At 72.0% G+C, this 24,878-nt stretch carries 30 protein-coding genes; 6 read left to right on the top strand and 24 right to left on the bottom strand.

Annotated features, from left to right (window positions below; all coding sequences use genetic code 11):
• Positions 1-125: 125 nt before the first annotated feature.
• The 8 genes from AB0898_RS08135 to AB0898_RS08170 form a co-directional block, all read right to left on the bottom strand.
• Positions 126-2,648 (bottom strand): N-acetylmuramoyl-L-alanine amidase, encoded by a 2,523-nt coding sequence (locus AB0898_RS08135; protein WP_366801999.1) that lies wholly within the window; start codon positions 2,646-2,648, stop codon positions 126-128.
• 125 nt (positions 2,649-2,773) lie between these two features.
• Positions 2,774-3,361 carry a hypothetical protein gene (locus AB0898_RS08140; protein ID WP_366802000.1) on the bottom strand — a complete coding sequence of 196 codons (588 nt, stop codon included), beginning with the start codon at positions 3,359-3,361 and terminating at the stop codon, positions 2,774-2,776.
• A gap of 4 nt (positions 3,362-3,365) precedes the next feature.
• Positions 3,366-4,649 carry a hypothetical protein gene (locus tag AB0898_RS08145; protein ID WP_366802001.1) on the bottom strand — a complete coding sequence of 428 codons (1,284 nt, stop codon included), beginning with the start codon at positions 4,647-4,649 and terminating at the stop codon, positions 3,366-3,368.
• Positions 4,650-4,770: 121 nt separating this feature from the next.
• On the bottom strand, positions 4,771-5,166 hold the full coding sequence (locus AB0898_RS08150; protein WP_366802002.1) for a hypothetical protein: 396 nt from the start codon (positions 5,164-5,166) through the stop codon (positions 4,771-4,773).
• A 201-nt stretch (positions 5,167-5,367) separates the two neighbouring features.
• Complete coding sequence (locus tag AB0898_RS08155) at positions 5,368-6,213, bottom strand: hypothetical protein (protein ID WP_366802003.1); 846 nt, start codon at positions 6,211-6,213, stop codon at positions 5,368-5,370.
• Positions 6,194-7,099, bottom strand: coding sequence for an aldo/keto reductase (locus AB0898_RS08160; protein ID WP_366802004.1), 906 nt, complete (start codon positions 7,097-7,099; stop codon positions 6,194-6,196). The genes AB0898_RS08155 and AB0898_RS08160 overlap by 20 nt, the downstream gene beginning before the upstream one ends.
• Positions 7,096-8,268, bottom strand: coding sequence for a JmjC domain-containing protein (locus tag AB0898_RS08165; RefSeq protein ID WP_366802005.1), 1,173 nt, complete (start codon positions 8,266-8,268; stop codon positions 7,096-7,098). The genes AB0898_RS08160 and AB0898_RS08165 overlap by 4 nt, the downstream gene beginning before the upstream one ends.
• A gap of 18 nt (positions 8,269-8,286) precedes the next feature.
• The gene (locus tag AB0898_RS08170) at positions 8,287-8,469 is read right to left on the bottom strand and encodes a hypothetical protein (protein WP_366802006.1); all 183 of its coding nucleotides are present in this window, start codon (positions 8,467-8,469) and stop codon (positions 8,287-8,289) included.
• Positions 8,470-8,634: 165 nt separating this feature from the next.
• Between AB0898_RS08170 and AB0898_RS08175 the strand changes: the two genes are divergently transcribed.
• Positions 8,635-10,005 (top strand): hypothetical protein, encoded by a 1,371-nt coding sequence (locus AB0898_RS08175; RefSeq protein WP_366802007.1) that lies wholly within the window; start codon positions 8,635-8,637, stop codon positions 10,003-10,005.
• On the opposite strand, the gene AB0898_RS08180 is transcribed toward AB0898_RS08175, so the two are convergent.
• Together AB0898_RS08180 and AB0898_RS08185 are read right to left on the bottom strand one after the other, a co-directional pair.
• Positions 9,984-10,121 (bottom strand): hypothetical protein, encoded by a 138-nt coding sequence (locus tag AB0898_RS08180; protein WP_366802008.1) that lies wholly within the window; start codon positions 10,119-10,121, stop codon positions 9,984-9,986. The genes AB0898_RS08175 and AB0898_RS08180 overlap by 22 nt on opposite strands.
• Before the next feature lie 42 nt (positions 10,122-10,163).
• Positions 10,164-10,679 (bottom strand): DinB family protein, encoded by a 516-nt coding sequence (locus AB0898_RS08185; protein ID WP_366802009.1) that lies wholly within the window; start codon positions 10,677-10,679, stop codon positions 10,164-10,166.
• A gap of 145 nt (positions 10,680-10,824) precedes the next feature.
• Here AB0898_RS08185 and AB0898_RS08190 point away from each other — a divergent pair, with 145 nt between their 5' ends.
• On the top strand, positions 10,825-11,118 hold the full coding sequence (locus AB0898_RS08190; protein WP_366802010.1) for a hypothetical protein: 294 nt from the start codon (positions 10,825-10,827) through the stop codon (positions 11,116-11,118).
• Positions 11,119-11,126: 8 nt separating this feature from the next.
• Here the strand turns inward: AB0898_RS08190 and AB0898_RS08195 are convergent, their stop codons facing one another.
• From AB0898_RS08195 to AB0898_RS08235, 9 genes are all read right to left on the bottom strand, one after another.
• The gene (locus tag AB0898_RS08195) at positions 11,127-11,906 is read right to left on the bottom strand and encodes a VOC family protein (RefSeq protein WP_366802011.1); all 780 of its coding nucleotides are present in this window, start codon (positions 11,904-11,906) and stop codon (positions 11,127-11,129) included.
• A gap of 218 nt (positions 11,907-12,124) precedes the next feature.
• Positions 12,125-13,309, bottom strand: a complete 1,185-nt coding sequence (locus AB0898_RS08200; protein WP_366802012.1) for a transcriptional regulator — start codon at positions 13,307-13,309, stop codon at positions 12,125-12,127.
• A 170-nt stretch (positions 13,310-13,479) separates the two neighbouring features.
• Positions 13,480-13,884 carry a hypothetical protein gene (locus AB0898_RS08205; protein WP_366802013.1) on the bottom strand — a complete coding sequence of 135 codons (405 nt, stop codon included), beginning with the start codon at positions 13,882-13,884 and terminating at the stop codon, positions 13,480-13,482.
• The gene (locus tag AB0898_RS08210) at positions 13,884-14,189 is read right to left on the bottom strand and encodes a hypothetical protein (RefSeq protein ID WP_366802014.1); all 306 of its coding nucleotides are present in this window, start codon (positions 14,187-14,189) and stop codon (positions 13,884-13,886) included. The genes AB0898_RS08205 and AB0898_RS08210 overlap by 1 nt, the downstream gene beginning before the upstream one ends.
• 197 nt (positions 14,190-14,386) lie before the next feature.
• The gene (locus AB0898_RS08215) at positions 14,387-14,851 is read right to left on the bottom strand and encodes a hypothetical protein (RefSeq protein ID WP_366802015.1); all 465 of its coding nucleotides are present in this window, start codon (positions 14,849-14,851) and stop codon (positions 14,387-14,389) included.
• Between the two features lie 87 nt (positions 14,852-14,938).
• A complete protein-coding gene (locus tag AB0898_RS08220) occupies positions 14,939-15,682 on the bottom strand; it encodes a transglutaminase domain-containing protein (RefSeq protein WP_366802017.1) in 744 nt (247 codons plus the stop codon).
• Positions 15,679-16,410 (bottom strand): TetR family transcriptional regulator, encoded by a 732-nt coding sequence (locus tag AB0898_RS08225; protein WP_366802018.1) that lies wholly within the window; start codon positions 16,408-16,410, stop codon positions 15,679-15,681. The genes AB0898_RS08220 and AB0898_RS08225 overlap by 4 nt, the downstream gene beginning before the upstream one ends.
• A gap of 11 nt (positions 16,411-16,421) precedes the next feature.
• Positions 16,422-16,925 carry a DCC1-like thiol-disulfide oxidoreductase family protein gene (locus AB0898_RS08230; RefSeq protein WP_366802019.1) on the bottom strand — a complete coding sequence of 168 codons (504 nt, stop codon included), beginning with the start codon at positions 16,923-16,925 and terminating at the stop codon, positions 16,422-16,424.
• Entirely contained in the window at positions 16,922-17,341 is a 420-nt protein-coding gene (locus AB0898_RS08235) for a hypothetical protein (RefSeq protein WP_366802020.1), read from the bottom strand. Before AB0898_RS08235 ends, AB0898_RS08230 begins: the two co-directional genes overlap by 4 nt.
• Positions 17,342-17,488: 147 nt before the next feature.
• Between AB0898_RS08235 and AB0898_RS08240 the strand changes: the two genes are divergently transcribed.
• From AB0898_RS08240 to AB0898_RS08250, 3 genes are all read left to right on the top strand, one after another.
• Complete coding sequence (locus AB0898_RS08240) at positions 17,489-17,980, top strand: TM2 domain-containing protein (RefSeq protein WP_366802021.1); 492 nt, start codon at positions 17,489-17,491, stop codon at positions 17,978-17,980.
• 4 nt (positions 17,981-17,984) lie between these two features.
• Positions 17,985-18,383, top strand: a complete 399-nt coding sequence (locus AB0898_RS08245) for a DUF2752 domain-containing protein (protein WP_366802022.1) — start codon at positions 17,985-17,987, stop codon at positions 18,381-18,383.
• 162 nt (positions 18,384-18,545) lie between these two features.
• A complete protein-coding gene (locus AB0898_RS08250) occupies positions 18,546-18,809 on the top strand; it encodes a TM2 domain-containing protein (RefSeq protein WP_366802023.1) in 264 nt (87 codons plus the stop codon).
• A 93-nt stretch (positions 18,810-18,902) separates the two neighbouring features.
• Here the strand turns inward: AB0898_RS08250 and AB0898_RS08255 are convergent, their stop codons facing one another.
• The 5 genes from AB0898_RS08255 to AB0898_RS08275 all read right to left on the bottom strand — a co-directional run bounded on the left by AB0898_RS08255 (position 18,903) and on the right by AB0898_RS08275 (position 23,074).
• Complete coding sequence (locus tag AB0898_RS08255) at positions 18,903-19,664, bottom strand: succinate dehydrogenase iron-sulfur subunit (protein ID WP_366802024.1); 762 nt, start codon at positions 19,662-19,664, stop codon at positions 18,903-18,905.
• Positions 19,664-21,418: a succinate dehydrogenase flavoprotein subunit gene (gene sdhA / locus AB0898_RS08260; protein ID WP_366802025.1), complete on the bottom strand. Its 1,755-nt coding sequence runs from the start codon at positions 21,416-21,418 to the stop codon at positions 19,664-19,666. Before sdhA ends, AB0898_RS08255 begins: the two co-directional genes overlap by 1 nt.
• Positions 21,419-21,437: 19 nt before the next feature.
• Complete coding sequence (locus AB0898_RS08265) at positions 21,438-21,911, bottom strand: succinate dehydrogenase hydrophobic membrane anchor subunit (RefSeq protein WP_018544066.1); 474 nt, start codon at positions 21,909-21,911, stop codon at positions 21,438-21,440.
• Between the two features lie 5 nt (positions 21,912-21,916).
• Entirely contained in the window at positions 21,917-22,297 is a 381-nt protein-coding gene (gene sdhC, locus AB0898_RS08270) for a succinate dehydrogenase, cytochrome b556 subunit (protein ID WP_078495794.1), read from the bottom strand.
• Between the two features lie 228 nt (positions 22,298-22,525).
• Positions 22,526-23,074 carry a 2-oxo-4-hydroxy-4-carboxy-5-ureidoimidazoline decarboxylase gene (locus AB0898_RS08275; protein ID WP_366802026.1) on the bottom strand — a complete coding sequence of 183 codons (549 nt, stop codon included), beginning with the start codon at positions 23,072-23,074 and terminating at the stop codon, positions 22,526-22,528.
• 178 nt (positions 23,075-23,252) lie between these two features.
• Here AB0898_RS08275 and AB0898_RS08280 point away from each other — a divergent pair, with 178 nt between their 5' ends.
• Positions 23,253-24,875 (top strand): glycoside hydrolase family 20 protein, encoded by a 1,623-nt coding sequence (locus AB0898_RS08280; RefSeq protein ID WP_366802027.1) that lies wholly within the window; start codon positions 23,253-23,255, stop codon positions 24,873-24,875.
• Positions 24,876-24,878 lie beyond the last annotated feature (3 nt).

Consider the following 24,878-nt stretch of genomic DNA (forward strand, 5'->3'; position numbering starts at 1 on the left):
CAGCCTAGCCAGAGCTTCCCGGGATGCGCAGGAGCGTCGGGGACATGCGAACGGGGGGTGCGATTCCTCGCACCCCCCGTTCTTTCCGCAGCCGGTGTTCTATGCCGGCCGCGGCCGTGCTCGCGTCAGTTCAGGACCGCGATCCCGTCCGTCGTGACCGCCGGACGGCCCGACGTGCCGACGACCACGATCTTCAGCGTGTGCTGCGCCGCGCCGCTCCAGGACTTCGTCCACATCGCCTGGCGGTACTGCGTGGTGGCGGACTTCAGGTCGACCGTCGACTGGAGGGTGCCGTCGAGGTAGATCTTGACCTGGCCCGAGGTGGAGGCGCGGGAGGCGATCCAGGCCACCGAGCGGCCCTTGAAGGTCCAGGTCAGGGACGCGTTCTTGGCCGAGGAACCGAGCGAGGCGCCGCCCAGGTAGCTGCTGCTGGACTTCTTCGTCCAGGTGCCCGTCGTTTTGGCCGCACTCTCCTGGACGAGCGTCGCGGTCCGGGTGACGGAGGCGGTGGCCGTGATGCCCGCGAAGTCGGTCGCCTTGAGGGCGAACTTGGTCGACGTGGCCGCCTTGGCGGTCGTGGACCAGCTGGTGGCCGTACTCGTCAGAGCCGCAGCCGTCGGCGAGGTGGCGGCCTGGGAGCGCAGACCGTTGTCGTCGGCTGCCTTCCAGGAGACCGTGACCGGGATACCCGCCGTGTTCACCGTGCCCGTACGCAGCTTGGCGGACGGCGCGGTCGGGTAGGTCGGCGCGGTGGTGTCCGCGATCACGGTGGCCGACGCCGACGTCGTCGTCTTCCCGGCGAGGTGCGTCACCCGTACCTGCACGGTGTGCCGGCCCCCGGTCAGCGTGACCGCCGCCGAGGTGGCACTCCCCGACGCCTTCGCCACGCTCTTGCCGTCCACCAGGACCTCCGCGCCGGTCAGCAGCGCGGCGGGGGTGGTGGTGCTCCAGCGGACCGTCGCCTTGGTGCCGGTGACGTACGCGGTGCCCGACTTGGCGGTGCCGCCCGCCGCGTCGACACCGGTCACGGTGACGCCGGTGGCGGGGCCCGTCGCGTAGGAGCGGATGTCGGCGAGCTTGGCGTACAGCTGGTTGCCGGGGCAGTCGGTGGCGAAGCCGTTGCGGTGCCCGGAGACCGCGTTCAGGGTGTAGCTCTTGCCGAACGTGAAGCCGTAACTGTCCTTGCTGCCCTCGGTGAGCGTGCTGGTCGCCGTCGGGCTGATGCCGGACATGCCCAGCTTCCAGGCGGCCACGCGGGCTATGGACGTCAGCATGGCCTGGCTGGGCGTGGCGCCCTTGATGGTGCTGCTCGCCGCGTCACCGCCGCTGAGGTCGGTGTACGTACCGATCGCGGCGATGCCCATGGAGTCGGTGTTGAAGCCGTACGTCTGCGCGCCGACCACCGGCATCGCGGTCCCGCCGAAGCGGCCCTCGAAGACCGTGCCGCACTTGTCGACCAGGAAGTTGTAGCCGAGGTCGCGCCAGCCCTGGTGCAGATGCAGCGCGTACAGGCTCCGCACGATCGACGGGGAGTCGGTGCAGGAGTAGTCGTTCGTGGTGTCGGTGTGGTGGACGAACGCCACCTTCACCTGCTTGCCGTAGTCCGGGTAACCCGCGTCCCGCGCGCACTCGTCGGCACCCCAGGCCGCACGGCTGACCACCGGCGGCGCGGGCACCTTCGTGGTGCTGGGCGCGGCGGGCACCGGGCTCGGGACCGTACGCGGTACGGCGGAGGCCTTGGGGCAGCTCGGGTACGCGGCGTCGAGCGACGGCAGGTAGCCGGGGGCGCTCGGGGGTGTGGTCGGCGTGGCGGTGGTGGCGGACGGGGCGGGGGAGGCCGGGGTCGTGCTCGTGCTCGTGCTCGTGCTCGGCGAGGTGGTCGCCGGGGCGGTCGTCGCCGGGGACTCGGGCGCGGTCTCGCCGGGCGCGGGTGCGGTGTCCGACGGCGAGGTCTCGTCCGAGGGCGGCGTGTCGGTGGGGGCGGTGTCCTCCGGCTCCGGGGAGGTGGGGTCGGCGGGGGTGTCCGTCGGGTCCCCGTCGCCGTCCACGCTGTATCCGGCGGGCTGGAGGGCGGGGGCGGCGGCGGCCTGGTCGGTGGTGCCGGTGCCGTTGGCGGTGGAGTTCGCCTTGCCCGGGTCCACCAGGTCGACGGTCAGGCCCTTGGGCAGCGGGTGCGTACCGCTCTTGCCCTGGACACGGACCTCCACGCCGTCGGACAGCTCGGTCCACAGCGGTCCCGTGGCGCCGCGCACTCCGGTCCGGTCCCGCTCGGCCGGGTCGGGCTGCGCGTCCCCGGCCGACAGCCGCTGCCAGTCGCTCCACTTCCCGGACGCCGACGACTTCGTGCGCACCTCGACCGTGCCGTCCAGCTGCGCGTGGGTGTCGCTCCAGCTGACCGCCAGCATCCGGAACGGCTTGGTCGAGCGGGCGGAGAGCGCCTGCGCGCCGTTCTCACCGCCGCTCAGCCCGAGCGAGTCCACGGAGGTGTGCACCACGCGCGACGCCGCTCCCGCGTTGCCGTCGTCCGAGGAGGACCCGTGCAGCGCGACCGCCGCCCCCGTCCCTCCCACCAGCACGGTCCCGGCCGCGATCCACACCCGCGCCCGTCTCCCCCGGGGCTTCCGGGCGCCCCCTGCTTCCGCTGTCATGTGATCCCCTCACCCTGCGCCGCGACTGCGGCTGACGTGCACACGTCGTACACGTAGCGGATGTTAGGGGTGGGGGGTGTGGGGATGGTGAGGGGGGGTGGTGATCGGGGGTCACCGCGCGCCGCCTACTCGGCGTCCGCCACCTGCGGTCGTACGGGCAGCAGGGCCAGTCCCGTCGCGAACACGGCCACCGCGACGACGAGGGCACCGGTGTGGGACGGCGGCATGAGGATCACCGTCCACGGGCGGTCGTGGCCCGCCGGGTCCGAGCCGATCAGGGTCATGGCGATCACCCAGGCGGCGGGGGTGATGACGGCGAACTGATGTCCCGCCAGAGCCCGGACGCACAGCATCAGTCCGGCGAGGAAGAGGGTGTTTCGCCCCGCCGTGGCGACCGACGGGGCGGCGGTCAGGGTGGCGATGAGCGTGCTCGACGCCACGGCCGCGAGGCCGGTGCAGACGACGAGGACCTGGTCGAGGGTGGTGACACGGCGGGTGCCGGTCGACTCGGCCGAGGGAAGGGACGAGCCGAGGCAGTAGGCGAGTCCCATGCACGTCAGCAGCGGGGCGAACAGGATGAGGGGGCGCCCCGCGTCCGTGCCGAGGGTGGGCAGTGCGACCAGCGTGTCCTTGGCGAGCAGGGCGAACACCACGGAGGCCGAGAACGCGGCGAGGAGGACGGGCAGGATGCGGGCCTTGGACCACAGGAGCATGTCCTCAACTCCCGTGCTTCGAGGCGTAGTCGACGTCGGTGCCCGCGGCGGGGCGGCACTCGGTCATCCGCCGCACGTTCAGCCGGTACCAGTCGCCCTGCCTGCTCACCGGCAGAGTCAGGACCCGGTGTTGGAGCGTGCGTACGACGGCCTGTCCCACGGCCGGTGAGACGTGCCCGGCGTCGAGTCCCGCCCGGAACATGAGCCAGCCCTGGAGCATCAGCGGGTTGCCGACGTAGCGGCGGCAGGCGGGGAACTCGGGGAGCGCGGCGACCGCCACACCGGCCGTGATCTGGTGCGATGTGAGGCCGGGCCGCAGGTTCAGCCGCCAGGTGGTGGACGGAACCTCGACGGTCTCCGACACCAGGGCGAGCGTCCGGGGCCGGGCGACACCGGCCGCGTCCAGGCGGGGCAGCACCCGATGCGCGGTGTCCCCGAGCCGGGGCAGGTCGGGGGACAGCTCGGTGGGTACGCAGATCCGGGGCGCGTGGCCCGAGCAGACCGGGGCGTCGGTGCGGGCGTACACAGGGGGCTGCCCGTCCCAGTTCCGTACCGGCCACACGGCCGCGGCGGCGAAGACGGCCAGGCAGACGGCGGCACAGCCCAGCGACACGGGCAGCGGCGCGCGGGTGCGCGAGCGCAGCTCGGCCCCTACGACGACGGCGGCCGCGATGCCGGCGGCCAGGAGCGCGGGGGCGATGAGCGCCATGGGGTTGACCGCGGACGTGAGGTCGTTCACCGGCTCGTTCAGCCAGCCGGTGATCTCGCGCAGCCACAGCGGATCGGTGGTCGTGACCGGGAGGGTGAGTGCCAGATAGTCGGCGACCAGGACCAGCGGCGGCGCGAGCAGCCTGGGCAGGGCGCTGCCCGCGACGTACCCGATGACACAGTGCACGACGATGAGCAGACCGCACAGGGCGAGGACCCCGGGGTGCGGCCAGTCCCGGGCGGGGCCGCTGTTGAGCCGGGCCGTGGCCAGGGCGACACCGACACCGAGCACGCCGAGCAGGGCGACCGGCCACAGCGCCTGGGCGGCGGTCACATAGCGGCCGCGGACCGGGGCGAGGCGCGCGATACCCGCCCTGCGCAGCCGGCCGGCCTGCCACGCGGCACAGGCCGCGCAGGCCGGGGCGTAGAAGGGGACGACGTGTCCGGCGATGGTGGTGTTGCCGCCCCAGTACGCGAGCCCGCCGGACGTCTCGTAGTCACTGACGTACCAGACGAGGAAACAGACCAGCGGGGCGGCCCACAGGGCGGGTGTCGTCCGGAGCGAGGTCTTCAGACCCATGCCGGCTCCCCGACCGTGGTGTGGTGGGCGGTTTCGGCCGGGGCGTGGGCGGTTCCGGCCGTGGCGTGGGCGGTTTCGGCCGTGGCGTGGGCGGTTTCGGTGTACGTCCGCATCGCCCGGCTCACAGCTGGTCTCCCCGCTTGGGGGACTCCGGGGGGTGGGGGCCGCCGCCGTCCTTGGGGTCCTCGTTGCAGGTGCGGCCGGTGAAGTGCTGGTCGTTGGGGATCAGGAGTACCGCGGTGACCTGGTGGGGGTGGTCGACGGTGAGCCAGGAGTCGGCCGTGTCGCCGCCGTCCGGCCGGAGCGAGTCGACGGAGTAGACCGTGTCGCACCCCAGCGCCACGCGCTTCTTGTCCACCGCGCAGACGTCCAGCGCGGTGCCGGTGAACTCGTCGACGCCATGGAAACGGAAGCGGAAGTGGACCTTGTCGCCCTCGACGGGTACCTGCGGGTGGCGTTCCAGACGCCAGTCGACGATCTCGGCGGTGACATCGGCCGGCTGCCCGTACAGATCCACGACCCCCACCTCGGCTGCCGCCCTGCCCCGCTTCGTGGTCGTGTCCTCACAGCCCAGCAGGGGAGAGCAGCCGGACAGAGCGAGAACCGCCAGAGCGAGCGGAACGCCTACAACTACCCTTGCGGGGAACACCGGTTGACCTCCAGGCGGGTGGGGCGGGCGCGGGTGGGGCGGGCAGTGTATCCCCGGGCGCGGCCGGCTTCAGACCGTCCTGTCGCGCAGTTCGGCGGCCCATACGCGCAGGGGTCCGGCGAGGTCGAGGTTGTCGCCTCGGTCCACGGTCTGCAGGAGCATGGCGCACACGGTGGCCTCGGCGGCCAGGGCGGCGCGGCTTTCGAGGATCGGGAAGGCCGCGTGGACGCGGGCGGCGGTCGCCGGGTGGGTCAGGGAATAGGCGTAGAGCATGGCGGCGTCGAAGCCGGCCGGAGCCGAGCCCCAGCCCTCCCAGTCCAGGATGCGCAGGTCGGGGCCGGTGAGGTTGGCCCAGTGGAGGTCCGCGTGGGCGGTGGTCCAGTGAGGCGCGTGAGGGGCGGGGATGCCGACGAACTGGGGGATCGCCCGTTCCATGTACGGGGTCCGGACGGCGATGCGGTCGTCGGCGGGGGAGGCGGCGAGCTTGTCGAGGGTGTCGGCGAGGTCGGTCCACCAGCCGTCGGGCAGGCCGGGGTCCTGGCGCAGCTCCGGTGTGGCGGACAGGACGGGGGCGTCGACCCGCGCGGACAGCTCGGCCCGGTAGGCGGTGCCGTCCTCGGTGGCGTCGTGCAGGCCGAGGAGGGCGGGGCGGCGGCCGCCGAGGTCCCCGAGGGCGTGCTCGGCGGCCGTCGTACCCTCCCAGAGCTTGCCGGTGGCCTTGCCGGCGGGGGCGGAGGCCAGGCGCAGCCAGGCGGGCCGGCCGGTGGCGGTGCGGACCGGGGCACCCAGGGTGCGTCCGGCCCAGCCCCAGAACTCGGCGCCGGACTCCAGCTCGGCGCCGAGGGCGTGGGCGGCGCGTGCGTGGTGGGCGCGCATCGCGGCCTCGACGGCGGGGTCATGCGGAGGTGAGTACACCGGCGATCTCCCGTAACCGAGTGGCGTCCAGCGGGGGTTGGGCGACCGCTACGGCCGCTTCCTCCCAGTGTGGCGCACTTGAGGCGGCGACGAGGAGCTGTGTCACCCCCGGGCACGATGCGATGGTGAGGAGACACGCCTGCGCCGGGGTGAGCCCGGGGCGGATCAGGTCGGCCAGCTCGGGGCCGGTGATCCTCGGTAGTTCGCCGCCGTGCAGCGGTGCGGAGGCCATCACCGTGAGGTTCGCGGCCGCGGCGTCCGCGAGGGGGCCGTGGCCGTCGAGGGCCTGGAGCAGGGGGCCGAGCACGACGAGGCTGACGGGGAGCTGGACGGCCGCCAGGTGGTGGGCGTCCGTGCCCGCCGCGTCGGCGGCCAGGGCGAGCAGGTCGGCCACGGTGAACAGGCCGTCCGTGAAGCCGTGCCAGGTGGCGACCCCGTAGCCGGTCAGGTGCCCGGCGGCCGCCGCCTCTTCCAGGACGGTGAAAGCGTCACGGAGCACCTGGTGCAGGGCGGCGCGGTCGCCGTGGTGGGCGCGCTCGGGGTTGTGCAGCAGCACCAGGTCCAGCCGCTCGCGGCCGAGTTCGGCGCGGTTGCGGTCCAGCTGCCAGCGGAGGTAGTCGGGGGCGAGGCTGTGGCCGGTGGCGGCCCGCGCGCCGTCGAGGACACGCGCGCGTACGGCGTCGGCGCCGGTGGTGGCGGTGAAGAACCCGGCCTTGGTGGAGACGCGGCTTGCGGGGTGGGCGGCCAGGGTGGGGGCGAGCAGGGCGTGGGCCCGGCCCTGCGCGTAGTTGGGGGCGGTGTCGATCCACGCGCCGGAGGCGGCCGCGCGGGCGGCCGTCTCCGGGATGGCCCGGCACCGGTAGGTGCCCAGGGCGAGGTCGGTCACGGCATCCGCCCCACGACGGCGGCCTGACCGGTCACCAGCTCCTGCACTAGGCCGGTGATGGACTCGACATCGAGGCCGGCGCCTGCGGCGAGCGTGGCCAGCGCCACGGTCTCGCCCGCCACCAGGGGCCGGAGGACGGCCTCGGCGGCGGGGTCGAACTCGTAGGTGCTCCCGGCTGCCGCGAGGGTGACCGCGTCGTCGGTGCTCTCCAGCACGGCGCGCGCGGTGGTCAGGCGGACCCGGAGTTCGGGGTCGGCGGGGATGGCGCCGACGTGGGGCAGGCTCGGGACCATCCGGCCCAGATCGCGGCCGTCCATCGCCGTGGTGTAGCGGGCGATCAGCCGGGGGTCGTCCAGTTGCCCGGCCAGCAGCTTGCGCAGGTCGTGCAGGGCTTCGGCCTGCTCGGCGGGGGTGGCGAGGCGGGGCAGGTCGCGGCGCCACGTCTCGTGCGCGAGCAGTTGCTCGCTCACCCAGCCGATGAGGTCGGAGGCGGTGTGGGTCTGCAGTCCGCAGGTGACGTGCAGGGAGCGGGTGCCCTGGTCGGCGGAGACCGCGTGCCAGATGCCGCGCGGGACGTAGAGCACGTCGCCCGCCTGGAGCACGAGGTCGGCCACCGGTTCGCCGGGCGGCTCAGTGGACGCCTCGATGTCGGTGTGCAGCGGGTAGGGCCGGGTGGTGCCGTACAGCGTCCAGTGCTTGCTGCCGTCGAGCTGGACGACCACGGTGTCGTGGTCGTCCCAGTGGACGCCGAATCCCTCGGTGCCCGTCCACGACGCGTAGAGGTTGGCCTGCACGTGGGTGCGCAGGGCGCGCTCGATGTCCTCGGTGAGCCGGCCGAGGGGGCGGTGCATCTCGTCCACCGAGTCCAGGACGAGGGAGGCGCCGTCCGCGAGGCGGGCGTGCAGCTCGGCGGGCAGGAGGCGCCGCCACACGGTGTGACGGCGGGTGGGGACCGGCAGGGTGTAGTCGGCCACGTGGAGCGGCGGGCCGCCCTGGTGCAGCCGCAGCCGGGGCGGCTCCAGCCGGTGGGTGGCCAGCAGCTTGTTGAGGTCGTCCCAGGTCATCAGCCCGGCCACGTCCACGGCGCGGGGGAAGTGGCGGAAGTCGCGGTGCAGTGCCTGGGCGGGGAAGTCCCCGCCCAGGCATGCCGCGATCGACGTCGTCGTCATCGCGTCCGAATCCGTCCGTCAGTCGTTGGTGTCGGTCTTGCCGGTGCCGCCGCCGTCCGAGGGGGTGGCGGTGCGCGAGCGGGCGGCGATGATCAGGGTGCGGGCGCGCACCAGATCACCGGCCGGGACGGTCACGGCGGCCGCCGCCGCCACGGTGGAAGGCGTGGTCACGGTGGACGGGAGCGGGACGGGAACCGGCATGGGTCCTCCTCCACTGGTAGGCCGGCCGGGCCGGTCGGCTCGGCCGGGGTGCTGTGTCAGTGAAGCCCGGCCAGAGAAGGCCCGGAACCCCCGCTGTGGGGGCCCCGCCAGGGGGGTATGGTCTGCACACACGCTCCGTCACATCACGTGACTCAAGGGGGACTTGTGGGCGAGTCACCGCTGTTACCGGCTGCACCGGCTCCAGTTCCGCCCCGGCTGCTGGCCGATCCTGGATTCGTCCAGGCCGCCCGCGAGCGCGACTTCGCCGCCCTGTTCGCCCTGGTCCGGGAGGCCGGAATCAGCGCCAACCGGATCGGCGGGGCCGTCGGCATGAAACCCGAGCGGGTCTCCAAGGTCAGCAAGAACGAAGCGGGCGTGACCGCGATGGACACGATCGAGCGGATTGCGGACGGACTTCGTATCCCCGGTACCCTCCTCGGCCTTGCTGCGCGACCCTGGGAAGACAGAGCCCCGACGCACCTCCCGGAGCCCGCCGATGGAGACGACCCGATGAAACGCCGCCATATTCTGCGCGGCGCGCTCGCCGCCGGCCTCACCGCGCCCGCCCTCACCACCCTGACCGACACCCGGCGTTCGGTGGACACCGCGCTCACCGCCGCCGGCACCGCCTCCGCCGACCTGGCCGACCTGGAGGCGGCCGCCGAGACCTACGGCTACGGCTACGGCGGCCAGGCGCCGACGCGCTTCCTGGCCGACCTCGTCGCCGACTTCGCGGATCTGCGCCCGCTCCTCGCCACCGTCCAGCCCGTGGCCACTCGCACTCGGGTATGCCGGGTCGCCGGGCAGATGGCCGGGATGACCGCCGTGGTGCTGCACGACCTCGGAGCCCGCAGCGAGGCCCGCGCGTGGTTCGCCACCGCGGCCGCCGCCGCCCGTGAGTCCGGCGACCGCCACCTGCACGCCTGGGTCCTCGCCCGCGAGGCCATGGTCCCGATCAACTGGGGCGCCCCCCAGGCTGCCGCCCGCCTGGCCGAGCAGGCCCGACAGATCGCCGGACCCCTGCCGACCGCCGCCGCGACCCTCGCGGCCGCCGTGGCCGCCCGCGCCTACGCCCTGGCCCACCAGCCCGAGCAGGCCCGCGCCGCGCTCGCGGACGCCGACACCCTCATGGCGCGGCTCGCCGCCACCGACCGCGCGGACACCTGGCTCACCCACGGCGAGCAGAAGCACCACGTCCACCTCAGCCACGCGCTGACCGCGCTCGGCGACACCCGGCGGGCCCGCGAGAGCCAGCAGCGCGCCCTGGAACTGTCCGCGCCGACCAGCACCATGACCCGCTCCCTGCTCGCGGTCGACGCCGCCGCCTGTGCCCACCGTGACGGAGACACCGAAGAAGCCTGCCGACGCACCGTCGCCGTCCTCTCCGGCCTCCCGCCCGCCTACCGCAACGGACTCGTCCACCGCCGCGCCATGGACCTGTACCGCGCGATCCCCGCGCAGCACCACCGCGAGCGCGCGGTGCGCGCCCTCCAGGACGTGCTCGGCACAGGGGGTCAGGGCCGGGTGACGCCGTAGTAGTCGCTCTCCGGCATGACGAGCGCCCCGCACAGGCCGCCCCCACCGTCGACGATCTCGGCCGGCTGCCCGGACAGGGCGAGGACCGCCAGGGCCAGTGGGGCGGCGGCCGGCAACCGGACGGGTGACCTTCGGTCCGGTAGAAGCGGATGCTTTCCTCAGGCGCCGGTCTCGCCGTCCACCAGTTCGCGTACGACGTCGAGGTGGCCGTTGTGGCGGGAGGTTTCCTCGATGAGGTGGAGGAGGACCCAGCGGAGGTCGACGTGGCGGCCGTCGCGGAGGGGGCGCTTGGCCGTCGTGTCCAGGTCGTGGTCGGACACCAGGCGGCGGTACCGGGCGCTCTGCTCCTCGTACTCGGTGAGCAGCCGGGGCAGCGGGGTGTCGACCGCCGTCCGCATCTCCGGGTCGGGGTCGTCGTCGGTCGCCTCGGCGAGCGGTCCCTCCATCTCCTCGCCCAGGAACATCACCTGGAACCAGTAGTACTCGACCCACCGCAGATGGCTGATCAGCCCGCACAGCGTCATCAGCGGCGAACTCGCGATCGGCGCGGTGCGGGCGCCCTCGGCGGACACCCCCTCGCACTTGGCCCGCGCGGTGTCCCGGGCGTAGTCCAGGAACGTGGTCAGCTGCGCACGCTCGTCCCACGTGGGGGGCGTGTCGGTTCGTGTCGTCATCGCGGGGAGTCTGGCGCGGGCCGGCGCGGGTGTCGACTCAATTAGCCGACGGAGCCGGGCTGTTCGGGGGGAGAAGCGCCCGTAGCCCGGCGTGAGCCAGAAGCGGGTCTGGTCCGCGATGTCGCCCTGGACTACGCTCGCGCCCGTGCCCGTAGACGACTTGCTCAGCCGTGCTGTGACCGCGTTCGTCACGCGGGAGCCGTACGGCTTTCCGCGGCTGGATTCCGGCCGACTTGAACAGGAACTCGGGGATTCCGCAGGGGAGTTGCGTCCGAGGGTGGAGGCGCTGGTGGCCGAGATGATGGCGCTGCCGTTCCAGGGGGAGGACCTCGGGGAGGGGACTCGGGCGGCGGAGGGGGTCATGCGGGCACGGCATCCGGAGCTGGGGCCGGATGCCGTGGCCGCGCTCGGGTACTCCTACGGCTACTCCTGGCGCTGAGCCCGCCGTCAGCGCGGGGACGGCTTGATCAGGGCGAACGGCGCCCCCTGCGGGTCCGCGACGACCGTCATACGGCCCGCCACCATGTCGAACGGCGGAGCCAGCACCGTCCCGCCGCGCTTGACCAGCGCGTCCACCGTGGAGTCGACGTCGTCCACCGCGAAGTAGGTGAGCCAGTGGGCCGGGGTGCCCGGCGGGTCGTTGGCGAGGAGGGTGGCGCCGCCGACCGTGCGGTCGCCGACGTGCAGTTCCCCGTACGAGTCGACGCCGTCGGCCGGGACGATGTCGATGCCGAACGCCTCGCCGTAGAAGGCCGCCGCGGCCTCCACGTCGGTGGTGTGCAGCTCGTTCCAGATCAGCGCGCCGGGCTCGTTGACCACGCCCGCGCCGAAGAAGTCCCCCGGCTGCCAGACGCCGAACACCGCGCCCTGCGGGTCGGCGGCGACCAGCATCCGGCCCAGCGTGCCGATGTCCGTCACCGGGAAGAGCAGGGTGCCGCCCGCGGCGACGATCTGGTCCTGGGTGGCCTGCGCGTCGGTGGAGGCGAGGTAGCTGGTCCATACGGTGGGCGGCTCCGGCATCCCCTCGGGGGCCATCGCCGGGCCGATGCCCGCCACCGGCCTGCCCTGCAGCTCGCAGACCGCGTACCCGCCGAACTCGGCCGGCCCCGCCACGCCCTGCCAGCCGAGCAGGTCACGGTAGAAGTCCAGCGCGGCCTGCTGGTCCTGCGCCATCAGATCGACCCAGCACGGGGTGCCGGTCGCGTACGGGGTGGTGACGTCGGGCATCGCTCGCTCGCTCTCTGGTGAGGGTTCCCGGCAGTCACCCTGACCCTCCCGGCCCGCGAACCCGACCCCGACACGCCGTCGCGGCCCGAGCGGTCCGGTCACGTACGAAGTGCCCGGCTTGGCGGTGCTCGTGTCGGGGACGCAGGTGACGGCGACCCCGGTGGCGGGGCCGGCTGCGTAGGAGCGGATGGCAGGGGCGTCCGGATCACGCGCGGTGGTCAGCGCGGGGACGCGGGGAGTACGGCCTTCGCCCGGTCGTACAGGTCGCGCGCGTGAGCGTTCTCGCGGTGCGGCCTGATCAGCGTGAGCATGACGCGCATACGGTCGTCGGCCCGGCCGGACCGCACCATGGGCCACTCGTCCAGTGCGGACTTCCACGTCTCGCACGCCGCTTCGAGATGCCCCAGCCGCAGCTGCCGTTCCGCGAGGAGGGCGCGGTGACGTACCCGGGCCCGTCGGTAGACCCCGACGCGCAGCCGGTCCGACCGCTCCATCGCCTCGACCGACCCGGCCACATCGCCCAGCTCGTAACGCACTTGCGCGAGGTGGTAGTTCAGCGACGACGGGTCGTACGAACCGAACGGCTTGCCCCTGCTTTCCGCGCGGTCCATGGCCGCCTCCGCCTCACGGATGTGCCGAAGGGCGCGGGGCCGGTCACCGACAAGCGCCGCCGAGTGTGCCTGCTGCCCGGCGAGGAACGCGCGCATCCGGGGGCCGGCGGCGGGGGACGCGGCAGCGGCGGCGTCCGCGAGGTCCATGGCCTTCGCGCCATGACCGAGGTCGACGGCCTGCACGCTCATGCCGCGTAGCGTGGTGCAGTACGTCAGGTGATCGTCCGCCGCCCCCGCCAGTTCGAGGGCCTTGACGTAGTAGCGCTGCGCGAGGCCATGCAGGCCCTCGTCGACGGCCATGTAGCCCGTGAGATAACTGAGGTCGGACGCCGCGGCCATCATGGCCTTGCGCACGTCCTCGGGGCCGTCCGCGTGCAGATAGCCGGTGACGGTGTTCACCAGGAACGCGGCGGCCATGGGGCGGGCGTGACGGCCGCCGAACTGGTCGTCCAGCTCGGAGACCTTGGCCGTCATGTCGATGACCATCCGGACTTCCGGCATCCCGATGCGAGTCGCCCGCCCCGCCTTGAACGCCTCCAGCCGTCCGAGGACGTCCTGCCAGCCGGGGATGGTGAGCGCGACCGAGAAGAGACCGGCTCCCAGGACGCCACGCCGGGAGGGGGCTTGGGGAATGGTGCCGTTCAACCAGTGGCTGACGGCCGACTCGTCATAGCGGAGCGGTGTACCGGTCTCCGTGCCGACGGCATTCGTCTGACGCGCCAACCGGGCGTGCTTCCCACCGGTTTCGTCCAGCGGTCGCGCCAGCCCGGCGTTCGGTTCCTTGCCGCCCATCGCCCCGACTCCCGCCCACTCTCAAGGCTTCAAGTCCCGCTCCGGCGACCAAGCTACCGCGCAGCGTGTGCGTGCGGTTGCTCAGAGGTGAAAGGTCTCCGGCGACAGTGGCAGCACCGGAGAGCGGGTCTCTGGTCCACGACAGGGCGCGAGAGACCGTCGCCGTGTTCCTAGGGGGCCGCCCCCGGGCCCGTTTTGCCGGTGAACGGGAAGAGGGGGTAGCCGTCCATGCAGTCGCCGCCGGGTGGGTCGTACGGCCAGTCCATTCCGAGGCGGTACAGCAGGGTCAGGACGGCGGCTCCGGTGAGCAGGAGGAGCCACGCGGTCGCCAGGCCGCCGCGAAGTGGGCGGAGTTGAAGGGCCAGTTGGAGCAGGAGGAGGAGCAGGGTCAGGCAGGGCCAGACGGCGAGCATCGTCAGCTGGAGACCGAGGTTGTTGCCGGCATCGTTGCCCAGGGGGCAGTTCGACCAGGAGCGCGCGGTCCAGAAGGTGCCGGCGTACGTGCCGAGGGCGGCGAGGGCGGGGGCGAGGAGGTACCAGCCGCCGCCGTAGCGAGTGGCGGAGCCCGCTGCCATCAGGCGCCCGCCGACCGTCGCCCCAGCACCGGCTCCGCGAGCAGGCGGGCCAGGACGCACAGGGTCTGGCCGTGGTGGGTGAACAACTCGTCGCGGGAGGTGAAGTGGCCGAGGTCGGTCAGGACGTGGGCGGAGAGGTCGCAGGGGGCGGAGCCGGTCGCGCAGGCTGTCGTGCCGTGCCAGTCGATCGCCGTGCGGGAGAGGGCGTCGAAGAGGGTTTCCGGGCCGGAGTTGGTGAAGGGGGCGCCTGAGGTCAGGTCGTTCAGGTCGCCGAAGAGGTCGAACTCGGGCCAGACGAGGATCACTTGGTCGGGTACCAGCCGTTCCAGGCCGGGGAAGCGGGGGGTACCGGTTACCGCCCGTCCACGACGTCCGTCACCGGGAAGAGCAGGGTGCCGCCCGCGGCGACGATCCGGTCCTGGGTGGCCTGTGCGTCCCGCGAGCGCGTTCTCACGCCGCCGTGCGCAGGGCAGTCTTGTTTCTTCGCGCTTCTCTTCACCGGTCATACGACGCCTGTGGACCACAGCGTGGGCCAGGTCGCTGCCGCAGCGGCGAGCCAGAAGTCGTACGCACGGGGAGGGGCGCATCGTGCGGCGATACGTCCCGTCCTGGACCCCGGGCCCCTCTCGTCGGCATGGTCGAGCAGGCTGTCGCGCAGGTAGCAGATGACGAAGAGGCCCAGGGAGAGTCCCAGTACGGCCGTCGCGACCGGAACGAGCGCCGCGAAGAGGGGCCAGCCGACGGCGTCGTCCAGGAACAGGGCCGTGGCCGCGCAGGCTATGGCCGTCATCGCCGTGCCGCACCATGCCCAGGCCGCGGCCGGGAGGACCATGCCGAGTTCGGCGCCCTCCACTCGGTCACCGTGGGCCAGGCGCCGGCACAGGTTCCGCTCCTCCGCCGTGGGGCGATGGCCGGTCAAACGGCCCAACGGCAGGATTCCGCGCGCGAGGTACCAGTGAAGATCCATGAGAGTTTCGTCAGCCGTTCCCCAGGGTGAGTCCCCGACGTGGTGAGGACGGCAGCCCAGCCTACGGGGGCGCCTCCGGGCCCGTCATCAGGCGCCCGCCGACCGTCGCCCCAGCACCGGTTCCGCGAGCAGGCGGGCCAGGCCGCACAGGGTCTGGCCGTGGTGGGTGAAGAGTTCGTCGCGGGAGGTGAAGTGGCCGAGGTCGGTGAGGACGTGGGCGGAGAGGTCGCAGGGGGCGGAGCCGGTCGCGCAGGTTGTCGTGCCGTGCCAGTCGATCGCCGTGCGGGAGAGGGCGTCGAAGAGGGTTTCCGGGCCGGAGTTGGTGAAGGGGGCGCCTGAGGTCAGGTCGTTCAGGTCGCCGAAGAGTTCGGAGACGGTCAGCCAGGAGGTGCCGAGGTCGAACTCGGGCCAGGCGAGGATCACTTGGTCGGGTACGAGCCGTTCCAGGCCGGGGAAGCGGGGGTACCAGTACCGCCCGTCCACGACCAGCCCCCGTACCCGCGTGGCCACCCCCGACGCCCGCGCGAAGGCCTCCAGCACCGCGAGCCGCTGGCTGCACGAGCCCCGGCGGCGGCGCAGTACCTCCGACACCGGCCGCTCGTCGCGCACCGAGTACACCGGGCGGACGGCGCCGGCGATCCAGCGGTGGGCCCGGCGGAGGGCGGTGAGCGGGTCGTCGGCGGGGAGGGGCTGCGGGAGGGCGGTCAGTGAGGGGTGGTGCCAGTCCAGGATCGGGGTGGGGTCCGTGCTGCCCGCTGCCGTGCTGCCCGCCGCCGTGCTTTCGCCGGAGGCGCGGACGCGGCCCCTCGGTGTGAGCAGCGCACTCGTCATGAGCGTTTCCCCGGATCCGGCAGCGCCTTCGTCATCCCCGGCAGGAAGTCGGTGAACAATTCGTGTACCTCCAGCACGAGCGGGCGCAGTACGCGGAAGCGGGCCAGGGCCACACCGCGCGCGGTGAGGCGGGCGCCGCGACGGGCCAGGCGGTAGCTGCGTTCGCGGTTCTCGGTGCGGTCGAAGACCCAGTAGAGGACCAGCCCCATCTGGGACAGCCACATCAACTCGGGCAGGACGTCCCGCAGTTCGGGGGCGACCTTGGACTTGGAGCCGGCCAGGACCTCGCGGTGGACGCGCATCGCCTGCTCGCGGGCGTGGCCGCTCTCGGGGGAGAAGGGGCTGAGCGGGCTGTCCGGGTCGGCGGCGTTCTTGAAGAACTGGACCGCGAACTCGTGGTACGGCCGGGCCACGTCCAGCCACGCGGTGAGCACGCCCGCGAGCCGCGCCTCCAGGTCGGTCTCCCGGTCCAGCACCTCCCGGACCGCCACCTGGTGCTCGGCGGCGATCCGGTCGTAGAAGCCCTGGATCAGGTGTTCCTTGCCCGCGAAGTAGTAGTAGGCGTTCCCGACGGAGACCCCGGCCTCCGTCGCGATCGCCCGCATCGTCGTCTTGTCGTAGCCGCGCTCCTGGAACAGCCGCATCGCGGTCTCCAGGATGAGCGCGCGGGTCTGCTCGGACTTGGTCTGGGGGGCGGCCTGGTCGGGGCCGTCGTTCTTCGCGGGCACGGTAGAAGAGCCTAGCCAGTGGGACAGGAGCCGTCGGAACAGGACGGGGAGCTGTGCACCCAGCCCGTCGCCGGGTCGTACCGCCAGCCGTCCGCCCGGCGGTACGTCTCCCGGCCGCCCCACTGCCTGACCCGGTACTTGGCGGCGGCCAGCACCGCGCCCCGCGCGAAGCGCATCCCCGTCGGCGTGCTCAGCTTGTGCGCCAGCGGGCGGTGCTCGCGCAGCGCCCACAGGACGACGATCCAGGCGCGGGCGCCCCGGTAGACCTGCCCGGCGTCGCCGACCACGGTCACCTGCTCCAGGGTGTCGGCCGGGTCCAGCCCGGGGAACCGCTCGCGCGCCTCGGCGGACGCGGCGGCGACCAGCCGTACCGGCACCAGCTTGGGCTGGCCGGCCAGCCAGTCCCGTACGTGCCGGCACAGCGCGCACTCGGCGTCGTAGAGGACGGTGAGCCCGTGGACCGGGGCGGTGGCGGTGGCCGTGCCCCGGTCCTGGGCGGTGGCGGGGGCGCTCATACCCCGGCCGCCGGAGGCGCCACCGGCGGGATCCAGCTCTGCGGGGCCACCGGCGGGCTGGGCTCCCGCTCCATCAGGCCCCGGCGGCGGATCTTGTTGAGCACGTACACGTTGCCCAGGTGCATCACGCCGAGGACGAGCAGCACCACGCCGAGCTTGGTCGACAGGGCCTCGAAGACGCCGCGGGTGTCCTCGATCTCCCCGCTCTTGCTCAGGTAGAGCGCCACGAAGCCGAGGTTGACGAGGTAGAAGCCGACGACCAGCAGATGGTTCACGGCGTCGGCCAGCTTCTCGTCGCCGCGCAGTACGTCCGCCAGGAAGATCCGGCCGTTCCGGCTGAGCGTACGGGCCACCCAGACGGTCAGTCCGATGCTGACGGCCAGGTAGATGACGTAGGCGATGACGGTGCGGTCCATGCCCCACCCCTTCTTGAACGCGTTCAAAACGCTGACAGGGCATGACTGTAGACCTCTTTTTGAACGTGTTCAACCAAGGCGTCGGACTGCCTGGCATGATGAGCCGAAATAATCGTCTTGTCGTAACGATCCCCAGGAGTAGTCCTCTTGAGCGAGCAGCCCCAGCAGCCGGGTCCCCAGGGGCCCGACTTCCAGAAGTCCGGCTCAGGTCCCGGGCCGGACGCCGGTCCCGGCCCCGCTCCGGCTCCCGGGTACGGCTACCCCAACCAGCCCCCGCCCGGCTATCAGCCCCCGCCCGGCTACCAGCAGGGCTACCAGCAGCCCCCGGGCTACCAGCAGGGCTACTACCCGCCCCCGGGCGCCATCCCGCCGGGCATGTACACCGGCGACCCGAACGCCCCCTACGGCTACGACCCCTACGGGCGCCCGTACTCCGACAAGTCCAAGGTCATCGCGGGCGTCCTCCAGCTCCTCGTGGGCACCCTGGGCGTCGGCCGCTTCTACCTCGGCAACGTCGGCATGGGCCTGGCCCAGCTGTTCACCTGCGGCGGCTTCGGCATCTGGGCGCTGATCGACGGCATCATCCTGCTGGTCAGCGACAACCAGACCGACGCCCAGGGCCGCCCCCTGCGCGGCTGAGACCGTGCCCCGCGCCTCTCTCGCGTTCCGTCACCCGGCGGCGGCACCCCTGGCGGTGCTCGCCGCCGGCGCGGCCGGTGCCGCGTATCTCTACGGCACCAATCCCCACCAGCCCGGCCATCTCCTGCCCGGCTGCCCGTTCCGCCTGGTCACGGGGCTGCTCTGCCCCGCCTGCGGCGGCACCCGCATGGTCTACGACCTCCTGCACGGCCACCTCGCCCAGGCCTGGCTGGACAACCGCGCCCTGCTCCTGGTCTCCCCGTACGCGCTCGCGCTCCTGGGCCGCTGGGCCTGGGAGGGGCTGCACGGGCGCCGCTGGCAGCCCCGGCTGAGCCCGCGCGCCCAGGTGGCGGTCCTGGGGCTGGCGGTGACGTGGTCCGTGATCCGGAACGTTCATCATTGATCACGGTAAGAGAACGGTAAGAACACGATCACTCACGCGTTCTCCTGAACATTCACCCCGTCTCCCTAGGATCACCACGCACAGGGGGGACGACGAGGCACGCACTTCGCCGTGGGGTCTCTCCTGCCCGCAGTCCCTACGGCACCCCCAGGAGCAACCGCCATGAGCGTCCCCACCCCTGACGCCCCCTACGGGTTCGACCCGCAGGGCCGCCCGTACTCCGACAAGTCCAAGATCGTCGCGGGCATCCTGCAGATCTTCCTGGGCACCCTCGGCATCGGCCGCTTCTACGTCGGCAATGTCGGCCTCGGGATAGCCCAGCTCCTCACCTGCGGCGGCCTCGGCCTCTGGGCGCTCATCGACGGCATCATCTTCCTCGTGAGCGACGACCGCACGGACAGCAAGGGCCGCGTCCTGCGCGGCTGAACACCCGCACCCCGCGACCCCCGCACGCGACAACGCCCGAGGGCCCCGCTTCCGGAGACCGGAAGCGGGGCCCTCGGGCGTGCTGCGGAAGGGTCAGAAGCGGCGCGTGATCAGGGCGCGCTTGACTTCCTGGATCGCCTTCGTGACCTCGATGCCACGCGGGCAGGCGTCCGTGCAGTTGAAGGTCGTGCGGCAACGCCACACGCCGTCACGGTCGTTGAGGATCTCCAGGCGCTGCTCGCCTGCGTCGTCGCGCGAGTCGAAGATGAAGCGGTGCGCGTTGACGATGGCGGCCGGGCCGAAGTACTGGCCGTCGTTCCAGAACACCGGGCACGACGAGGTGCACGCGGCGCACAGGATGCACTTCGTGGTGTCGTCGAAGCGCTCGCGGTCCTCGGCGGACTGCAGGCGCTCACGCGTCGGCTCGTTGGTGTCGTTCGTGATCAGGAACGGCATGACGTCGCGGTACGCCTGGAAGAACGGGTCCATGTCGACCACGAGGTCCTTCAGCGCGGTCAGGCCCTTGATGGGCTCGACCGTGATCGGCTTCTCGGGGTTGACGTCCTTGATCAGCGTCTTGCAGGCCAGCCGGTTCTTGCCGTTGATCCGCATGGCGTCGGACCCGCAGATGCCGTGGGCGCAGGAACGCCGGAAGGTCAGCGTGCCGTCGAGGTCCCACTTGATCTTGTTGAGCCCGTCGAGGACGCGCTCCTTGGGGTCCATCTCCAGCTGGAAGTCCTGCCAGTGGACGTCCGGCGAGACCTCCGGGTTGAACCGGCGGATGCGCAGGGTGACCGTGATGTAGGGGGACGCGGCGGCGTCGGCCTCCACCTTGTCCAGAACAGGGGTAGCCATCAGTACTTACGCTCCATCGGCTGGTAGCGGGTCTGGACGACCGGCTTGTAGTCGAGACGGATGGTCTCCGAACCGTCGTCGCCCGTCTCGCGGTACGCCATCGTGTGGCGCATGAAGTTGACGTCGTCGCGGTTGGGGTAGTCCTCGCGGTAGTGACCGCCGCGGGACTCCTTGCGGGCGAGCGCGGAGACGGCCATGACCTCGGCCAGCTCCAGCAGGTTGCCCAGCTCGATGGCTTCCAGCAGGTCGGTGTTGAACCGCTTGCCCTTGTCCTGGATCGCCACGTTCTCGTACCGCTCGCGCAGCTCGGCGATCTTCTCGACCGCCGTCTTGATCGTCTGCTCGGTGCGGAACACCATGACGTTGGCGTCCATGGTCTCCTGCAGCTCGCGGCGGATGTCGGCCACCCGCTCGGTGCCGGTGGAGTTCCGCAGCTTCTCGATCTGCTCGACGACGAACCCGGCCGGGTTCTCCGGCATCTCCACGAAGTCGACCGTGTGGGCGTAGTCGGCGGCGGCGATGCCCGAGCGACGGCCGAACACGTTGATGTCGAGCAGGGAGTTGGTGCCCAGCCGGTTGGCGCCGTGCACGGAGACACAGGCGACCTCGCCGGCCGCGTACAGCCCCGGGATGACGGTGGTGTTGTCCGCCAGGACCTCACCCTCGACGTTCGTCGGGATACCGCCCATGGCGTAGTGCGCGGTGGGCTGGATCGGGATCGGGTCCGTGTACGGCTCGATACCGAGGTAGGTGCGCGCGAACTCGGTGATGTCCGGGAGCTTCGCGTCCAGCTGCTCCGGCGGCAGGTGCGTGAGGTCGAGGTAGACGTGGTCGCCCTCGGGACCGCAGCCCCGGCCCTCGCGGATCTCGGTGTAGATCGAGCGCGAGACGACGTCGCGGGAGGCGAGGTCCTTCATGACGGGCGCGTACTTCTCCATGAAGCGCTCGCCGTCCTTGTTGCGCAGGATGCCGCCCTCACCGCGGGCACCCTCGGTGAGCAGGATGCCCATGCGCCAGATGCCGGTCGGGTGGAACTGGAAGAACTCCATGTCCTCCAGCGGGATGCCCCGGCGGAAGCACGCGGCCTGGCCGTCACCGGTCAGGGTGTGCGCGTTGGAGGTCACCTTGAAGAACTTGCCGGTGCCGCCGGACGCGTAGATCACGGACTTCGCCTGGAAGACGTGGATCTCGCCGGTGGCCAGCTCGTACGCCACCACACCGGCGGACGTCTTGACGCCGTCGACCTCGGTGATGAGCTGGTCCAGGACGTAGAACTCGTTGAAGAACTCCACGCCCTCCTTGACGCAGTTCTGGTACAGCGTCTGGAGGATCATGTGGCCGGTGCGGTCGGCCGCGTAGCAGGAGCGGCGGACCGGGGCCTCGCCGTGGTTGCGGGAGTGACCGCCGAAGCGCCGCTGGTCGATGGTGCCGTTCGGCGTCCGGTTGAACGGCAGGCCCATCTTCTCCAGGTCGAGGACCGCGTCGATGGCCTCCTTCGCCAGGATCTCGGCGGCGTCCTGGTCGACCAGGTAGTCACCGCCCTTGACCGTGTCGAAGGTGTGCCACTCCCAGTTGTCCTCCTCCACGTTGGCCAGCGCCGCGGCCATGCCGCCCTGCGCGGCGCCCGTGTGGGAGCGGGTGGGGTAGAGCTTGGTCAGCACCGCGGTGCGGCTGCGCTTCGTGGACTCGATGGCCGCGCGCATGCCCGCGCCACCGGCGCCGACGATGACGGTGTCGTACTTGTGGATCTTCATGATTCTCGCAGCCCCGTGCCTAGCGGATGTTCGGGTCGAAGGTGAAGATCACCAGCGTGCCCAGCAGGATGGTGAACACCGTGGCGGTGTAGAGCAGCGCCTTCAGCCACAGACGGGTGTTCGCGCGCTCCGCGTAGTCGTTGATGACCGTGCGCAGGCCGTTGGCGCCGTGCAGCATCGCCAGCCACAGCATCGCCAGGTCCCAGACCTGCCAGAACGGGGACGCCCAGCGGCCCGCCACGAAGGCGAAGCCGATCTTGGAGACGCCGCCGTCCAGCACCAGCTGGATCAGCAGGTGGCCGATGACGAGGACGACCAGCACGATGCCGGACAGGCGCATGAAGAGCCAGGCGGCCATCTCGAAGTTGCCCCGCGTCGACTTCGGGGTCTTCTTGGTGCGCGTGCGCGAGCGCGGCGCGTCGAGGTTCAGCGCGTAGGCGTCTTCGAAGCCTTCCGCGGAGGAGCCCGTCAGATTGATCTCAGAGGTGGACATCGGCGTCAGCTCCCGAACAGGACACGAGCGGCGTGGCCGAGGACGGGGTAGAGCGCGCCCACCATGAGGACGAGCCAGACACCGACGACGGTCCACAGCATCTGCTTCTGGTAGCGCGGTCCCTTCGACCAGAAGTCGACGGCGATGACGCGCAGACCGTTGAGCGCGTGGAAGAGGATTGCGGCCACGAGGCCGTACTCCAGCAGCGCGACGATCGGGGTCTTGTACGTGGCTACGACCTTGTCGTAGTCCTCGGGGGAGACACGCACGAGAGCGGTGTCCAGCACGTGAACGAACAGGAAGAAGAAGATGAGGACGCCGGTGACTCGATGAGCCACCCAGGACCACATACCTTCCCGGCCGCGGTACAGCGTTCCAGCCGGCACGGAAGAACCCTCCGGGTGCGGGGACTAGGGCCGCGCCGGCTTCACTGTCGGTCGGGCCCGGCCGGGTACGGTCCACCGGCCCTCAGCATCGTATCCATGACGTGCGCCAGGGCCGACGGGGGGCCGGTCTGTGTGATCCACCCCGCATCGCACGCGTGACCGGGGCCACGCGGGAGCCCGTCGGGGCTCGTCGGGGCTCGTCGGGGCTCGGCGGGGTCGCTTCGCCCGCTACGTCCGGGGGCGGGGCGCGTAGCCGCTGGTGGTGCGGCAGCCCGCGCCGCCGAGGTGGGCGGCGAGGCGGTGGCGGGCCAGGCCGCGCAGTTCCTCGGCCGCGACCGCCCGTTCGTCGTCCGGATCGTTCGTCAATCGTGACCGGATGCCCTCCAGGACACGGTCCGGCAGCTCCTCCGGCGGGGCGTCGCCGGGGGAGATGACGAAAACATGGCCGAATCGCGCCTCGTACGCGGCGTGCGCGGCGTCGAGCGCGGTGTGGGCGGCGGAGTACGTCCCCTCGGGCAGCCGGGGCAGGGACTCCCCGGCGAGCGCCTCGGCGAGGTCGGCCTGCCCCAGGTCGTACGCCGCCTCGTCGGCCGCCGCGAGCAGGGCGGGCAGGTCCGGGTACGGGCGGTGCTCGGCGAGCCGGTGCGCCCAGCGCGCGCTGGGCAGACAGCGCCTGAGCAGGGCGCGGGCCTCGTCGGCGGGGGCCAGGTTGAAGGCGTCGAGCGGCGTGGGGAGATACGGCGAACGGTGCGCAGGCAGCGTGGGTCCTCGCGTCACGGGTGGTGTGGGGCAGGGGGATGCGTGAGGTACGGCAGGGGAACGTGTGAAAGGTGTGCCGACACGTTATCGAGAGTGGTCACTGTGTGTCCGACGGATGCCCGATTTTCACTCGGACGGGAGAGTTTCGGAAACTCTCGATGACGGGTCCCCGCCGGTTCGGTCGTAGGTTGGGATCGTGAGCCAGCACAGGCGCCGTGCACCGGCGCGTCAGGTGAAGGTGAAGCGGAAACGGGCGATCGTCGTGGCGGCGGTCGCCGGGACGGTCGTGGCCGGCGTGGGCGTCGGCGTGTGGGCCTCCTCGGGCGGCGGCTCGCCCGGCGGTTCGGACGCCGCGAGCGTGGGCGACAGCCCGAGCCCGTCCCCCACGCGGAACTATCCGCTGTCGAAGGCCCCCCAGACCATACCGGCGGTCCGGTCCCACACCCCGGCGCACGGCCCCGGCTGGCGCCCCTCGAACGGCGACCGGGTGGTGGTCACCGATCCGCGGCTGGCGGACGAGGGCAAGCTCATAGCCGGCGAGCTCGGCCTGAAGTACGCCGGGCAGACGAAGGACGTGCGCGCCGGTGACGTACGCCTGACGCTCGGCGGCAAAGGCGGCGATCCGGAGTCGTACACCATGACCGTGCGCGACGGCCGGGTGGAGATCAGCGGCCCCGCCGACGCGGGCGTCTTCTACGGCACCCGCACCCTCAAACAGGAGGTGCACGGCGGCGGCACCGCGCCCGAGGGCGTCGTCAAGGACGAACCCGCCAAACCGGTACGCGGCTTCATGCTCGACATCGCGCGCAAACCGTTCTCCGAGACCTGGATCGAGGACCGGGTACGGGAACTGGGCGATCTGAAGTTCAACGAGCTGGGACTGCACTTCTCCGACGACCAGGCGTTCCGGATCCAGTCCACCACGCACCCCGAGATCGTCTCCAAAGACCATCTCACCAAGGCGCAGGTCAAGAAGATCATCGACCTCGCCGCCGCCCGGCACATCACGGTCGTCCCCGAGATCGACTCGCCCGGCCACCTCGGCGCGGTCATCGCCGCCCACCCCGATCTCCAGCTGCGCAACGCGAGCGGCACCCCGACGCGGGGCGCGATCGACATCTCCAAGCCGGCCTCCGCCAAGATCGTCGACGATCTGCTCAACGAGTACTCCGGCCTGTTCACCCAGAAGCATTGGCACCTGGGCGGCGACGAGTACCAGGCGCTGACCGTCTCCGACCCCGAGGCCTCCTACCCCCAGCTGGCCTCCGCCGCGCGCGAGCGGTTCGGCCCCGACGGCTCCGTCGCCGACCTGGCCACCGGCTGGCTCAACGACCGCGCCGCCACCGTCCGCGCCCACGACCGCACCATGCGGGCCTGGAACGACGGCTTCCTGCGCGACACCTCGATCCAGCCCGCCAAGGACCTCCAGGTCGCCTACTGGACCGGCAAGGAGATAGGCGCCCGGCCCCCGGCCGAGTACCTGAGCGCGGGCCGCAAGGTCCTCAACTACAACGACGAGTACCTCTACTACGTCCTCGGCGAGCCGCAGACCTTCGTCTACCCGACCGGGCAGCGCATCTACGAGCAGTGGACCCCGCGCGTGATCCGGGGCACCGATCCCGTCCCGGCGCGCTACGACGGCCAGATCCTCGGCGGCTCGTTCGCGGTGTGGTGCGACTTCCCCCACGCCCAGACCGAGGCGCAGGTCGCCTCCGGCATCCGGATGCCGCTGAGGGCGACCGTGCAGAAGCTGTGGGATCCGGGGCAGCCGCCGTTGTCCTGGGACCGGTTCCGGCAGCTGGCGAATCGGCTGGACTGACGT

This window comes from Streptomyces sp. NPDC005435 (assembly GCF_040703155.1).
Lineage (GTDB): Bacteria > Actinomycetota > Actinomycetes > Streptomycetales > Streptomycetaceae > Streptomyces.

Coding starts and splice junctions, on each gene's coding strand:
- AB0898_RS08235 (WP_366802020.1), bottom strand. CDS start 17,341: ATGGACCGCACCGTCATCGCCTACGTCATCTACCTGGCCGTCAGCATC.
- AB0898_RS08165 (WP_366802005.1), bottom strand. CDS start 8,268: ATGACGACGACGTCGATCGCGGCATGCCTGGGCGGGGACTTCCCCGCC.
- AB0898_RS08220 (WP_366802017.1), bottom strand. CDS start 15,682: ATGACGAGTGCGCTGCTCACACCGAGGGGCCGCGTCCGCGCCTCCGGC.
- AB0898_RS08265 (WP_018544066.1), bottom strand. CDS start 21,911: ATGTCCACCTCTGAGATCAATCTGACGGGCTCCTCCGCGGAAGGCTTC.
- AB0898_RS08230 (WP_366802019.1), bottom strand. CDS start 16,925: ATGAGCGCCCCCGCCACCGCCCAGGACCGGGGCACGGCCACCGCCACC.
- AB0898_RS08170 (WP_366802006.1), bottom strand. CDS start 8,469: ATGCCGGTTCCCGTCCCGCTCCCGTCCACCGTGACCACGCCTTCCACC.
- AB0898_RS08200 (WP_366802012.1), bottom strand. CDS start 13,309: ATGGGCGGCAAGGAACCGAACGCCGGGCTGGCGCGACCGCTGGACGAA.
- AB0898_RS08255 (WP_366802024.1), bottom strand. CDS start 19,664: ATGGCTACCCCTGTTCTGGACAAGGTGGAGGCCGACGCCGCCGCGTCC.
- AB0898_RS08135 (WP_366801999.1), bottom strand. CDS start 2,648: ATGACAGCGGAAGCAGGGGGCGCCCGGAAGCCCCGGGGGAGACGGGCG.
- AB0898_RS08250 (WP_366802023.1), top strand. CDS start 18,546: ATGAGCGTCCCCACCCCTGACGCCCCCTACGGGTTCGACCCGCAGGGC.
- AB0898_RS08205 (WP_366802013.1), bottom strand. CDS start 13,884: ATGGCAGCGGGCTCCGCCACTCGCTACGGCGGCGGCTGGTACCTCCTC.
- sdhA (WP_366802025.1), bottom strand. CDS start 21,418: ATGAAGATCCACAAGTACGACACCGTCATCGTCGGCGCCGGTGGCGCG.
- AB0898_RS08195 (WP_366802011.1), bottom strand. CDS start 11,906: ATGCCCGACGTCACCACCCCGTACGCGACCGGCACCCCGTGCTGGGTC.
- AB0898_RS08140 (WP_366802000.1), bottom strand. CDS start 3,361: ATGCTCCTGTGGTCCAAGGCCCGCATCCTGCCCGTCCTCCTCGCCGCG.
- AB0898_RS08145 (WP_366802001.1), bottom strand. CDS start 4,649: ATGGGTCTGAAGACCTCGCTCCGGACGACACCCGCCCTGTGGGCCGCC.
- AB0898_RS08185 (WP_366802009.1), bottom strand. CDS start 10,679: ATGACGACACGAACCGACACGCCCCCCACGTGGGACGAGCGTGCGCAG.
- AB0898_RS08215 (WP_366802015.1), bottom strand. CDS start 14,851: ATGGATCTTCACTGGTACCTCGCGCGCGGAATCCTGCCGTTGGGCCGT.